Origin of the sequence: Sporolactobacillus sp. STSJ-5, from assembly GCF_024385605.1 — a bacterium.
Taxonomy (GTDB): Bacteria; Bacillota; Bacilli; order Bacillales; family Sporolactobacillaceae; genus Sporolactobacillus.
Genome location: NZ_JANFOJ010000010.1, coordinates 25740 through 38913, shown reverse-complemented (window position 1 = coordinate 38913; position 13174 = coordinate 25740). Strand labels below are relative to the sequence as shown.

Sequence of the window (13174 nt, the reverse complement as noted above, 5' to 3'; positions counted from 1 at the left end):
GCAGATGCACAAATCAAGTGTATTTCGATTGGCGATAACCATTTTCTTAAGTTAATCGCAATGTATTTTATCTACTCCATTAAGGGTTCATGACAGTTCACGGACAATGCGCAGCACATCAGCCGGACGATCGGCAATAAAATCCGGTCCTGCCCTTCGGACATTTTCGATTCCGTCAAACCCCCAGGCTGCCCACATAACACGAATACCGCACTTTCTGCTCGCCAAAATGTCACGTTCCTCATCACCGATGTAAACGACCTGATCAGCCGTCAATTGGCTGCGCCGTAAATAGCGGTGCATCAGCCGATCCTTCGCAAACAGCTTCTTCGAACACATCACTGTTGAAAAGCAGTCCAGTCCATGCATATTCAGAAATGAGCGGATGTTTTTTTCTTCATTTGAAGATAAAATCGCTAAAGTATACCCGGTATCGCTCAATTCCTGCAGCATCTCCCGCACACCTTCCATCAATGGGATGCTCTTAAGTGAATTTTGATACAGCTTGGATAACTCTCCGACAAGAAAAGGGATTTTATAAAACGAAATGCCGAGCGCCGCACAGCGTTCCTTCATTGAGCGTGACTTTAATGAATCGAAACTCGCCAACGTCATTTTTTGGAAGTGATGCCGACCGGCTAATTGGTTGTACGCTGAAAGAAATGCTTCTTTAGAATCTGCTAAGGTTCCGTCAAAATCAAAAAGGACTGCTCTAAGCATCATAAAAGACCTCTATTCATAGATTTTCGTGCCGACATTTATTATGTTCTGCGCCACGGTTTCCCAACTCAAATGGTCTTCAGTTCCGATTATTAAGCTCAAGGACCTATGACCATTATTCTGATTTCACAGAAAAACAACACAAAAGCGACTTAGATCATGACTTTTTCATCACGATTTTTTTACTCATTTTATGAATACTAGAGGGTAGAGATCGTATATCGCAAAGGAGCTGACTTTGATGCGTCAATTACAACCGTCGAACGAACTAGTTTCAGATATCGTTACCTTGCTCAAACAGGAGCAAAGACCGCTGCATTCCGGTGAAATTGCCCGCAAACTGAACAAGAATGTCCGAGATATCCTTACCATTCTTTTCAATACAGCTTATCAGAAAATCATTCAAGTTGTCATAAACAAAGACGAAACGAATAAAATTTGTCAGCCTTCCTACAAAATAAGGTCGGAAAATACAAAATAAATTTTTGAATTTCAGCTGATGCAGCTGTTCAAAACCATCCCAGCAGCAAATCGAGCGATAGAGCGCTGATTACGGTTGTAATGAGCGTACAGCTGGAAACAAATTGAGGCTGTGCGTTGAATTGAATCGCGTATAACGTTGTGTTCGCTGCACTCGGCATCGCGGCCATGACAATAATCACGTTCCGAAGCAGTGGATCCATGGGGAACAGAAGGCAGACGAGGAACGCGATCACCGGAGATATGACAAGCCGAATGAAGGAAGCAAGACCAATACGGCCCCAATTCATATTTTGCACCGACACATTGGCCAGCTGCATACCGAGAATAATCATAATAATCGGGATCGATGTGCTGCTTACGAGTTCGATGCTTTGCATAAAATTTGCCGGAATCTGAATGTGAAACGTTTGAAGAAGTAAAGCAGGAAGAATAACGTAATTCATCGGCTGCTTGAGGACAGTGTAAAGTGCCATTTTTGCGCTGCCTTTTCCATTTGCGGCAATATAGATGCCGACAAAGCCCATCAGAATTGCATGGAAAATCATCAGAGGCATCGCGTACACCACACCTTGTTTCCCAAAGGCAAATAAAATAATCGGCACACCGTAGTTTCCGCTGTTTGCAAAAATGGTAGAGAGTAAAAACGCGTTCGTTTCACTTTTACTGTAGTGGAGGACATGTCCTGCAATGATACCGACAACAATTAACAGCAGCATAATCATCAGAGCGGTTGCTGCAATATAGAAGAAACTAAGATTCATAGGTGTTGTATAAAAGATATCAAAAACAAGAAACGGGAGCAGCAGATAGACGGCGAGCGTCGAGATCGGCTTAATATCTAGTTTGAAAATTTTCTGTAGAATAAACCCGCTGAGAAAAATTAAAAACACCGGCAAAATCACATCGAAAAAAATACGCACAATCTGTTCCCTCTCTCTGCTGTCCATGGTTTCAATGAGTTCATTTTACTTGGTTACCGTATGAAAGATCAAGATAAGTTTTACGCGCCGGTGTGTGTGCAAAACAGTGACTCAACATCTCGCCTCATTTATAGCTTAAAATTCACATAGAAAAAGAGACGGTGAGAATCATTCATTTCTCACAATCTCTTTTTCCCATTTTTAATAACACAACTGCCTTTTCTATGAATCAGAAAAGGCTATTTTTTTCACTCTTATTGGTCCACAACTGATCCATCAATATGAAGCCTGGTTTTTATCGGCCGTCGCACATAAGGAAATTTTGTTTCAATATCATCAACCAATTCGGTCCCAATTCCCGGCAACCGAGGAATTTCCATAAAGCCTTGCTCACATTTAAAGGTTGTCGTGACAACATCCTTCTTCCGAACACCCTTCTCAACATTTGTCGACCCGTATTTTTCCGAAAGCGCGGGCTGATCGTCACCAGGATACTCAAGGATCGCGAAGTTTGGTATACTAACCGCGATCTGCAGACAGGCTGCGGTTGATACCGGGCTCAGTGGATTGTGCGGAACAACCAGCACATCATTTGCTTCCGCAATTGCAGCGATCTTCTTTGTACCCGTTATGCCTCCGCACATGCACACATCTGGTCGAATGTACTGGACAGCATTTTTCTTAATCAGCATTGCAAATTCTTGCGGGCTGATTAATCGTTCACCCGTTGCAATCGGTACAAATGTTTTGGCTGCTACCAATTCCATCGAGTCAAGATTATCCGGACCTACAGGATCTTCGATGAAATAGGGATAGGAGTGTTCAATTCCCTTGGCAAACGCAATCGCATCTGCCGGCTTCAACCGAGTGTGTAGTTCAATCAGCAAGTCCACATCATTGCCGACAGCATCTCTGTAAGCAGCCACACGCTCAACGGCTTCGCCGATCTCCTTGGCATGAGTGGTGTAATAAGGCACATCTCTTGATTCATCCAGGAAAGGAGAAAGATGACCAATTGCGTTATAGCCCTGACTTTTCGCTTGCTTTAGATTGGCAATGACTTCCTCAGTTGTTGATCCACCAACATGGCCGTAAACACGGACCTTATCACGGCATTTCCCGCCAATCAAATTGTATATCGGCGTTCCATAATACTTTCCGGCAATATCCCACAAAGCAATGTCGATCGCGCTGATTGCGCCCATAATCGCCGATCCTTTAAAGTGCCAACAGCGATACATATACTGCCAGTGGTGCTCAATTCTTAATGGATCTTGTCCAATCAGATACGTCTTAAAAGCGTCAATCGCCCCTTTAGAAGCATCCAAAAAACCCCAAGTCCCTGATTCTCCTAAACCAACGAGTCCCTCATCCGTATAAATTTTCACAAAAAGATAGCGATTTGCTAAGATCGTTTTTACATCTGTAATTTTCATCCTTTGCGCACCTTTCTAAAATACTTGTCATTACCCATTTTGTCATTTAAAAAGCCGCCTTCTGAAAATAGAAAGCGACTTCGACTATGCGGATTATAAGCAAAAGTTTCTTCCTTATCTCTCAGAATAGATCTGCAGGATTTGACACCATACTTATTGCTGGTTGTCGGGGTTCATCGGGCCAGTCCCTCCGCCGCTCTTGATAAAGAAAACTTGGCGAGGCCAAACCTTTGGAGCAGGCTGAGCCTTAGTTGCACTTACACTATTTTCCTTGAATCTTTATACTTTATTTATGGTGTAAGAAATATTAATCATATTAAGTTAATATGATTAATTATATATAAATCTGTCCATAATTCAATCTTTTTTCATGAAAAGAAAAAAAACGCAATAAAAACGAGACTGCCCAAGTGGACACCCTCGTTTCTCAATCGTTCTTTCACACCTTTTGTTAAATCGAATAATTTTTACACCGACCGTCATCCCAAAGTGCCGGTCGTTTTCAGCTGTTTCGCGCTCTCCGCCAAATGAAGCAAATCCACGAGCATTTCATGACTTTTCGCTTCCATGCCATGTTTCTTTGCAGTTTTCACAATATAACCGTTTATATAATCAACTTCAGTCGGACGGCTATTAACCATATCCTGATACATCGATGGGTGGTGAAGCGGATTGACCTGTGAGCTTTCATGATCGATAATCTGCAGCATCTCTTCACGGCTTTGCATAAATTTGACACCATCCGCAACGCCCGCAGCATACCCTTCATCAATCAAGCGTCGGGACAACTCATCCGCCCCGGAATAAGCCACATACTCGCCCATCGTGATATCCATCAATGTGCACAACGTGTTGATGACCGAATTCATGAGCAGTTTAGACCACAGCGTTCCCATGTAGTTAGTTTGAAGCGTCGGATTCATGCCCGCTTTTTCAAATTCTCGGACGACCTCATGTGTGAATGCATCCGGATTTTCCGTGACATTCACCAGCTGCGTGTGTGCCGCACCCTTTGCACCCATGAAATCTACTTTTCCCGGTGCGTCAAGAACAGTCGCGATTAACGCAATCCCTGCAATAATGCGTTCATCAGGCACATACTTGCGAATCTCATCCACCGAACCGATCCCGTTTTGATTCGTCAAAACATAGGTGTGCTCGCCAATAAAATGCTGGCAAGCCTGCATCGCTTCTTCGGACTGCATCTGTTTTGTAAATAAAATCACCAGATCCGGAGTCTGCGCGTATTCAGCAGGCAGGAAAACATCAACCGGTACCAAATGCTGATTCTGATGGTCGCGAGAAACATAGACGCCGCCTTGTTCGCGAATCGCCCGATAGCTCGGTTTCCACGGTTCAACAAAATCGACGTCGTTACCTGCTTCTTGCAGAAGCACTCCATATCTGAGTCCCATTGCTCCTGCACCAATCACTGTAATTTTCATTTTGATTCCTCCACTCATCTGTATCTCAGCTTGTCTGTAACTATTTCTAAATACAATAATACTCTAAATCGAGTGGTGTAAAAAGAGCAGCCACTAAGGAAAAAGTAGCCACTCTTTTATACGTCTTATTTGTTCAAATTTCACAAATTCTTATCCATATTAAACGTCAGTTTCGACATACTCATGGATTGCGTCGTCAAGTCTTGCAAGAGCGCGCGCGTCTCGCTTAACGCGAGCTCGGCAGTTTCGCTGCTTGCCTCGTTCAGAACATCTACCACATTGTCTTGACTCGTATTTTTTGCTGCTTCGTCGGTCTCAGCGATCTTCCCAAGAAATTTACTGTACAGATGTTCTTTATAATCAAGCACCTGTTTGAGAAAGGCGTTGTAATGCGGTTCAACGATGACCGGAATCGTTTTATACAGCCAGTATGCCGAATCAAGAGACAGCTTCATCGGCGTAACTTCGTATGATTCCGGCACTGATGTAATGTTCGTATAAAAAGGCACATAAGGACTGAATGTGCCGGCAAGCGACACCCATTGAATGCCCGCGAATGCATCCGGAACATCAGGACGGATTTGCAAGATATGCGAGTCTTGAGTTCGATTTAATGAAATCGCGCGGAAAGTGGTCCGCTCTGCCTCGCTTCCGCTGCCCAATGGATCGAAAGGCGTTTCCTGATAGTGCGAATCTAGAATATAGGCAATGTCATCAACACCGATTTTTCTGCTTGCCTTGCACAGGAATGGCAGATCATTCGACATCGGATCCTGTTCGATTTCCGGATTCAAATATTTTTGACCATACCAGACGCGCGGCGTATTGTAATGACGGTCAAATACATTTTGCCGTCCGAAAATACTCCGGAAGTTGATCGTGTCAAAGCCGTTATTCAGATGATGCTTTTCAATAAAATCAATCAAATGGGTCGCCAGAAGGAAATTGTCCTTATCATAGGGATCAATTTCTTGAATTGCCGTCTGATTGGCAACCACCGCATAGGAATCATCTGGAATGCGTTGAGCAACCCATTGATGACCGGTTGCAATTTCCATATACCAGACTTCGTCCTTGTCTGAGAACAAGACGCCATTGGACTCGGCAGCACCATATTTTTCAACAATCGCCCCGAGTCTTTGCACACCTTCACGCGCCGAATTGATATACGGCAGCACAACCGTGACCATACAATCCTCGGCAATTCCATTTTCAACGAGCGGATCATAGCCCAGCACACGCGGATTACCGTAAATGCTTTCCGTCGCACTCATGCCGACATTTCTCTCATTAATCCCCGCATCTTCAAACGTAACATAACGTTCCTCTCGATCGGGAATCGCCGTATAACGATAGCGTTCCTTTGGCAAGGTGATTGTGAAGCGGTTGCTCGGCGACACATAGGTCTCCTCTTTTTCGAGCACTTGATGCGGATGCACCGTGAACTTTTTCGGAACGAGCACTTCATAGCTGTCTCCATTCCGTGCAATCATCGTTGACCCATCGAGTGTCGCGCCCTTGCCGACCAGTACTGTTGTACAGGCCGCGTGTGAATTATTCTGCATTATGCCATCCCTTTATTCACAAATTAAGTTGCAAGTAACTCATAAACTTACTACTATCTTAACTCAATTTTGTTTATGTGGAAATTCACGGCGTTCGAAAGAATCGAGTTCAATTCCGCGGACAATTACAGGTGTTGAAAACACAATCTGTGTATTCGTTTTGCCAAACCGCTGCAGTTCATTAATAAACGAATCAAGCAGTTCCGTGCTCTCGAAAATAACTTTGATCAGCATCGCAAATTCACCGGAAACACAATCGCATTCAAGTACATTAGGAATTTTCTCGATATATTTATAGAATTCGTGTTTATCGCTTGGCTCAACCTTCAAGTTAACATATGCCTTGATGTGATAGCCCATTTTTTTGTAATCAATTAACGTATAATAATTTTTAATGATTCCTTGTTTCTCCATCTGATGAATACGCGCCGATATGGTCGGCGACGAGATGTAACATTCATCCGCCAACGCCTTAATCGACACGCGTGCATTCTGCTGCAGCCGGTTCAGTATTTTGCGATCAATCGCATCCATTGAGGCAGTCTCAGCTCCTTCTTATCACCTTATCCGAATTCATTATATTAGCGAATCAAAAAGAAAGCAAAAATCATAGTCAGATTTTATGACATATGCTCGTTATTTTGTTAATTTATTTGACACTAAAATTTATTTCGTTAAATTTATTGTTCATGAATTTTTTTATTCAAGAAGTTCACGCGCAGGTATAGTAATCTTGTTCCTTTTCAATTATTTTTAACGTGCAGGATGACATGAATTGGAGGAATGAGTTCGTGAGAAACGAAAAAGATTCGCTCGGTACGAAGCAGGTCCCTGAATTCGCCTATTATGGGATTCACTCACTGCGGGCAAGGGAAAATTTTGATGTAACATCAGAAAAGCTTGATGTCGAACTAATCAATGGACTGGCACAAATCAAAAAGGCGGCTGCATTCGTTAATTATGAAGATGGGAAACTAACCAAGGAAAAGAAAGATGCGATCACACGTGCTTGCGATGAAATTTTGGATCGGCAATTTGACGCTCATTTTATTGTCCCGCCGATTCAAGGAAGTGCGGGAACGTCCATTAATATGAATGCAAATGAAGTCATCGCTAATCGGGCGATTGAATGGTTGGGCGGACGTAAGGGAGATTACTGCCTCGTCCATCCGAACGATGATGTGAATAAATCCCAGTCGACAAATGATGTGTTCCCATCCGCAAGCAAGCTGGCACTTCTGCAACTGACCCGTCTGCTTTCTTTGGAAATTGAGGATCTGCTGAGCAGCCTGCTCCGCAAAGCGGATGCTTTAGAACAGGTTATAAAACTTGGGCGGACACAATTGCAAGATGCCCTGCCGACCACGGTTGGCAGCACATTTAAGGCGTTTGCCGCAGCTATTGGACGCCATTTATCGGAATTCACACGTAGCCGAGAAGCTTTAAAAGCGTTGAACCTTGGCGGCACAGCAATCGGCACTTCCGTCAATGCCACCGCTTATTATGTCGAACACATTGTTCCTAAGTTGAGTCAGCTTTTAGATGAAGACTTGCGTCAAGCAGATAATCTGATCGATGCGACTCAAAATGTCGACGCATTCGTCCAGCTCTCTCATAGCTATAAACTGCTCTCCATAACCCTGTCAAAAATGGCGAATGACCTGCGTCTGCTTTCGAGCGGTCCCCAGTTCGGATTCAATGAACTGAGTCTGCCGAAAAAACAAGCCGGTTCATCCATCATGCCTGGCAAAGTGAATCCGGTCATTCCTGAACTCGTCAATCAAGTGGCATTCCAAGTCATCGGTTACGACACAACCATTACCATGGCATCCGAAGCCGGTCAGCTGGAGCTCAATGCATTTGAACCGATTATTGTTCGCAATCTGATTGTTTCGACACATTTGCTGCAAAAAACGCTGCACACATTCCGAGTCAACTGCATCGACGGCATTCAAGCGAATGAAGCAAAGTGCCTGAGTCAAGCGGAAAACTGTTCTGTTTTAGCAACCGCACTTGTTCCTTTTATTGGATACAACAAAACATGTGAGCTAGTGAACCAATCAATCCAAACCGGAATGCCCATTAAAAATATTGTCCGCGAAATGCCGCTTGCTCCTGCAACCGCAGCGGAATTGCTCAATCCTAAAAATCTTGTTCATTTATACGATCAACATGTGATGGTTGATTAATTGTTTATCTTTTACCTGGGATTACGCCTGTCTTAAAATAAAAGACAGAAATATTTGATGGGCACTGTCGTGAATTCACATAAAATAATAACGAACTTGTGCGAAGCTAATAGGATTCACAACTTATTTGTTTACAGCAAAAAGACCTTCAGTCCAATATGATCTACTAACTGATCATACTGCCAAAGGTCCTTTTTTGATTCGAAACTTTAAGACTCAGCCATGCGTGCTGCGCAGAAGCTCGGTTTCATCCCAAAGAATTTCATGACCTTCAATGACCACTCCGAACTCGGCTTTTGCGCGTTCCAGTGAGATATAGTCATCAAGCACGTCTGCGAGAACTTTCTTTGGATCTCGTTCGAAGGGATCACCGTAACCGCCTCCGCATGGACCGACAATTTCCAACGTTTCACCAGGATGTGTTTTCTTGTATGGCACTTTAGACGGAAGCGACGTTTCGTCTCCTTTATTATTTTTGAAAATCAACTTACTCGGTGTTCCGTCATAGCCGCCGTTAAAGCCCCAAGGTGCGTACTTTTGTCCTTCGCCTTCGACGGAAAAACCGCCATCATCCGTAAACTCAATATCACGAATCGGACCAACTCCGCCGCGGTATTTTCCTGATGCCGCAGCATCATCCGGAAATTCATATCGCGTAACACTCAATGGTTGATGCGATTCAATATCTTCGATTGGATTGTTCCGCGTGTTGGCATACAGAACATCGATGGCGTCCATGCCGTCTTTTCCGTATCGGCCTCCGGAGCTCCCCGCCATAATATCCATATATACCCAATATTTTTTATCAATCATGCCGCTGTAAGCGACCATGTACAAGTTTCCGATCCCAGCACATATTTGATCCGGTACCGCTTGGCCAAGCGCATGCATAATCGTATCTGCCAGTGCGTTGCCCGGACAAAATCGGGAAATCGTCGGCGCCGGGTACGTTGGATTAACGAGGGTTCCTTCAGGCGCAATAATTTTAATCGGCTTAATTAAGCCGGCATTTTGCGGAATGTAGCCGAATTTCTTTGAATCAAGTAAAATCGTTCGAATCGTCAGGTAAACCGCCATGTCCGTTGTTCCAGGGAAAGGCATATTGATCGGTCGGTCATCTACCTGATCAGAGGTACCGGTCAGATCAACAATCATATCGTCGCCTTTAACCGTAAGATTTACATCGAATTTCAAATCCTTACGTTTCGGATCTTCGCTATCCAAATAACCATCAATATAACCAACAGAGTGATAGGTACCGTCAGGAATTTTTGCTATTTCATGACGCAGGACGCGTTCGGAATAATCAATCATGTAGTCACGTGCAGCACGAACTGTCTCCAAACCAAATTTTTCAACCAATTCGAGATAGCGTTGAGCACCGATTCGACAGGTCGCAATCTGTGCTTCCATATCGCCGACCACCATATCTGTAGCACGTACATTGTCGCGAATCATGCGCCAAACCATATCAACGGGCTTGCCTTCTTCGTACACCTTTATTGCCTTAAATTGAAGACCCTCGGCAAAGCAATCGACCGCATCAATAATACCGATCGATCCGGGAGACAATGCGCCCAAGTCCAGCTGGTGTGCTGTGGAACAAGAGAACCCAATCAACTCATCTTTGTAGTAGACGGGCACAAAGAAACCGCAATCCGGCTGATGCGTCGCACCATAAAATGATGAATTGTGCAAAATAACATCACCAGGTTTGAAATCATAGCCTCGCTCCGCCATGATTTCACGGATTCCTTGAAGATACCCGGGAATCGGTCCGGATTGCAGCGGCGTACTGTTTACGGATTCGCACAACTGCTGACCGTTTTCGTCAAGCAACGCACAGCCGAAATCATTGGATTCACGGATAATGCTGGAATAGGACATTCGGGCAAGCTTATGTCCCATTTCAATTGCAATGTTCTTGAGTGCTCCGCTTAGAACTTGAGCAGTAATCGGATCAATCGCTTTCTTTGTATCCACCATTACGCCTCGCCTCCTATTTTCACAATGATGCTTCCGTTAGACCGCATCGTTGCTGTACAATCCGGCGGAATAACCGATGTAGTATCTTTCTGAAGAATAATGCATGGCCCGGCAATTACGTCGCCAATCGGCAGTTTGCTCTTCATATAATGTGGCGTATCGAAAGCTTTCAATTCGCCGTCTGCACGGAACCATGCCGAGGCGACTTTAACCAGCGCTTCGTCAAGCGAGTGGCTGCCTGCGGCAAAATCCGGATCGCCGATTTTCGGCATTTCTCCAATACCGGTCACGCGCATATTGACTATTTCAATTGGAGCATTTAAAAATGAATGACCGTATTCGCGTTTGTGTACCGTATGAAAGGTATCCCAAATATCCGACGCATTGCTCTTGTCAATTGGGCCGGATTCTACAGGAATCCGCAATTCATAGCCTTGCCCGACATAGCGGCAGTCAAAGAAGCGTAAAAGTGATATATGATTCGAATCAAATCCGGCTTCAATCAACTGAGCGGTAATCTCTTCTTCGAGACTCGTAAAACGTTGATTCAAATAATTCAGGTCAACCTTATCACTTGCCATGAAAATAGTCTGAACCGCGTCATATTTTAAATCGGTTGTCAGCAGCCCGGTTGCCGAGGTAATGCCAGGATAAGGCGGGATGATTACTTCAGGTATATCCAAAATTTTTGCCACTTCAATCGAGCACATCGGTCCGCCGCCGCCTAATGCAGCTAAACTGAACCCGCGCGGATCAAAGCCTTTCTGGATGGTTCGTGAACGAATGGCATTTGCCATATTATTATTTACGATTGTTAAAATACCTTCAGCTGTTTCATAGAGACCAAGGCCAAGCTCTGATGCTAGATTTTGAACAGCCTGCACCGCTTTTTCCGGATAGATTTCCATTTCACCATCAAGGAAATGATCCGAATCCAATCTGCCAAGCACCAAAGTGGCGTCGGTCACAGTTGGCAGTTCACCGCCGCGTCCGTAGCATGCAGGGCCAGGGTATGAGCCTGCACTTTGCGGTCCGACCTTGAATGCGCCACCGGCATCAACATAAGCAATACTTCCGCCGCCAGCGCCGATGGTGTAAATATCAATCATGGGAACTTGAACCGGATAGCCGGCAATTTCCGTGTCACCTGCCGACGATTCTGCAAAACCTCGCTCAGTCACAATCCCGATATCTGCACTGGTTCCGCCGACATCAAAGGTAATTAACCGCTCATGATGGGATAATTTCCCTGCCCATTGTCCACCAAGGACTCCCGCTGCAGGTCCTGACAGCAGCGTCATGACCGGCTTTTGTGAAACGGTAGCAGAATTAGCGACGCCGCCATTAGACGTCATAATCAGCAAATCACAAGAGATTCCCGTATCATTTAAACGTGATTCAAGGCTTTGGATATAGCCCTTCATCTTCGGCCCGACAAATCCATTCATACTTGCCGTCGCGAACCGTTCAAATTCGCGAAATTGCGGCGAGACATCGGCTGAAGTCGTGACATAGAATTCCGGAAACTTTTCGCTGATGATTTCCTTTACGCGTTCCTCATGAGCTGAGTCAAGATAAGAAAAGAGAAACCCGACAACAACAGATTCAACGCCTTCCTGCTTAAATTCATCAAGAATCTTCACCACCGCTTCTTCATCAAGCGGCACCTTCTCATACGCTTTGCCATCGAGAACACCGACACGTTCAGACACGGTCTTTCGGTAACGCCGTTCCACCATTGTGCGATCCTGCCACGGAATTTCCTGAGTGATCGAATAGTTTTCCGGGCGCTGATGACGCCCGATCTGCAAAATATCCCGATAGCCTTTTGTCGTAATCAACGCCGTTTTTGCTCCCTTATGTTCCAAAGCTGCGTTGGTCGCAATCGTTGTCCCATGAAAAACATGGTCCACACTGCTCCGATCAATGCCATAGCGACTGCATAGTTCTGAAATTCCGTTCACCATGCCGACCGATGGATCATTTGTGGTTGTCGGTGTCTTATGAATACGTGAAACGCCGGTATCCGTATCGGTATAAATAACATCAGTAAACGTACCGCCAATGTCTACTCCAATTAATTTCATACGCACTCAGCCTCCATCCGCTATTGCAAACTTGATTCCATGAGCGCTCCACAGTCCGGCAGCTTGAGTTCTTTTTCTCCTCAGTAAGAGTACTGCCTGAGATTCAGGATCCGGTCATGGATTGCTTCAATCTCTGTGCAAAAAGCACGTTAGTCATGTACCTCCGTGCATCTGCTGACAGCAGATGCACCGTTACGGACAGATCATCGTCCGCATCGTCTGACCGTTGCATAGTTACATAAGCGCCGCTGAGATTCTCAATCACTTTCACAATATGGAAATTGCTCTGCAGCAACTCGTCTATTTTTCTTTTTTCTTCTAAAAAAGACCGATGCTCGTGCAT

The 13174-nt window shown here is 44.7% G+C and carries 11 protein-coding genes and 1 riboswitch; of the genes, 2 read left to right on the top strand and 9 right to left on the bottom strand.

The annotated features are described in order from the left end of the window. Positions 1-87: 87 nt before the first annotated feature. Positions 88-723 carry an HAD hydrolase-like protein gene (locus tag NOM01_RS10555; protein ID WP_255748451.1) on the bottom strand — a complete coding sequence of 212 codons (636 nt, stop codon included), beginning with the start codon at positions 721-723 and terminating at the stop codon, positions 88-90. Between the two features lie 238 nt (positions 724-961). Between NOM01_RS10555 and NOM01_RS10550 the strand changes: the two genes are divergently transcribed. Next, entirely contained in the window at positions 962-1201 is a 240-nt protein-coding gene (locus NOM01_RS10550) for a hypothetical protein (protein WP_255748450.1), read from the top strand. A gap of 28 nt (positions 1202-1229) precedes the next feature. On the opposite strand, the gene NOM01_RS10545 is transcribed toward NOM01_RS10550, so the two are convergent. The 5 genes from NOM01_RS10545 to NOM01_RS10525 all read right to left on the bottom strand — a co-directional run bounded on the left by NOM01_RS10545 (position 1230) and on the right by NOM01_RS10525 (position 7103). Further along, entirely contained in the window at positions 1230-2123 is an 894-nt protein-coding gene (locus tag NOM01_RS10545) for an AEC family transporter (protein ID WP_255748449.1), read from the bottom strand. 254 nt (positions 2124-2377) lie between these two features. Beyond that, the gene (gene dgoD / locus NOM01_RS10540; protein WP_255748448.1) at positions 2378-3559 is read right to left on the bottom strand and encodes a galactonate dehydratase; all 1182 of its coding nucleotides are present in this window, start codon (positions 3557-3559) and stop codon (positions 2378-2380) included. Between the two features lie 111 nt (positions 3560-3670). Then, positions 3671-3768: riboswitch (SAM riboswitch) on the bottom strand. Positions 3769-4038: 270 nt separating this feature from the next. Further along, a complete protein-coding gene (locus tag NOM01_RS10535) occupies positions 4039-5004 on the bottom strand; it encodes a ketopantoate reductase family protein (RefSeq protein WP_255748447.1) in 966 nt (321 codons plus the stop codon). 140 nt (positions 5005-5144) lie between these two features. Beyond that, positions 5145-6569 (bottom strand): C69 family dipeptidase, encoded by a 1425-nt coding sequence (locus tag NOM01_RS10530; RefSeq protein WP_255748446.1) that lies wholly within the window; start codon positions 6567-6569, stop codon positions 5145-5147. Positions 6570-6632: 63 nt separating this feature from the next. Next, positions 6633-7103 carry an Lrp/AsnC family transcriptional regulator gene (locus NOM01_RS10525; RefSeq protein WP_255748445.1) on the bottom strand — a complete coding sequence of 157 codons (471 nt, stop codon included), beginning with the start codon at positions 7101-7103 and terminating at the stop codon, positions 6633-6635. Positions 7104-7360: 257 nt separating this feature from the next. Between NOM01_RS10525 and NOM01_RS10520 the strand changes: the two genes are divergently transcribed. Further along, positions 7361-8758: an aspartate ammonia-lyase gene (locus NOM01_RS10520; protein WP_255748444.1), complete on the top strand. Its 1398-nt coding sequence runs from the start codon at positions 7361-7363 to the stop codon at positions 8756-8758. Positions 8759-8974: 216 nt separating this feature from the next. Here the strand turns inward: NOM01_RS10520 and NOM01_RS10515 are convergent, their stop codons facing one another. The 3 genes from NOM01_RS10515 to NOM01_RS10505 form a co-directional block, all read right to left on the bottom strand. Beyond that, positions 8975-10744: a hydantoinase B/oxoprolinase family protein gene (locus NOM01_RS10515; protein WP_255748443.1), complete on the bottom strand. Its 1770-nt coding sequence runs from the start codon at positions 10742-10744 to the stop codon at positions 8975-8977. Further along, positions 10744-12831, bottom strand: coding sequence for a hydantoinase/oxoprolinase family protein (locus NOM01_RS10510; RefSeq protein WP_255748442.1), 2088 nt, complete (start codon positions 12829-12831; stop codon positions 10744-10746). Before NOM01_RS10510 ends, NOM01_RS10515 begins: the two co-directional genes overlap by 1 nt. A gap of 103 nt (positions 12832-12934) precedes the next feature. Next, on the bottom strand, positions 12935-13174 hold the full coding sequence (locus tag NOM01_RS10505) for a hypothetical protein (protein WP_255748441.1): 240 nt from the start codon (positions 13172-13174) through the stop codon (positions 12935-12937).

Bases quoted from the DNA above. Each gene is read 5' to 3' on its own strand.
- NOM01_RS10550 (WP_255748450.1), top strand. From the start codon at position 962: ATGCGTCAATTACAACCGTCGAACGAACTAGTTTCAGATATCGTTACC.
- NOM01_RS10510 (WP_255748442.1), bottom strand. From the start codon at position 12,831: ATGAAATTAATTGGAGTAGACATTGGCGGTACGTTTACTGATGTTATT.
- NOM01_RS10530 (WP_255748446.1), bottom strand. From the start codon at position 6,569: ATGCAGAATAATTCACACGCGGCCTGTACAACAGTACTGGTCGGCAAG.
- NOM01_RS10525 (WP_255748445.1), bottom strand. From the start codon at position 7,103: ATGGATGCGATTGATCGCAAAATACTGAACCGGCTGCAGCAGAATGCA.
- NOM01_RS10515 (WP_255748443.1), bottom strand. From the start codon at position 10,744: ATGGTGGATACAAAGAAAGCGATTGATCCGATTACTGCTCAAGTTCTA.
- NOM01_RS10505 (WP_255748441.1), bottom strand. From the start codon at position 13,174: ATGCACGAGCATCGGTCTTTTTTAGAAGAAAAAAGAAAAATAGACGAG.
- dgoD (WP_255748448.1), bottom strand. From the start codon at position 3,559: ATGAAAATTACAGATGTAAAAACGATCTTAGCAAATCGCTATCTTTTT.
- NOM01_RS10535 (WP_255748447.1), bottom strand. From the start codon at position 5,004: ATGAAAATTACAGTGATTGGTGCAGGAGCAATGGGACTCAGATATGGA.
- NOM01_RS10555 (WP_255748451.1), bottom strand. From the start codon at position 723: ATGATGCTTAGAGCAGTCCTTTTTGATTTTGACGGAACCTTAGCAGAT.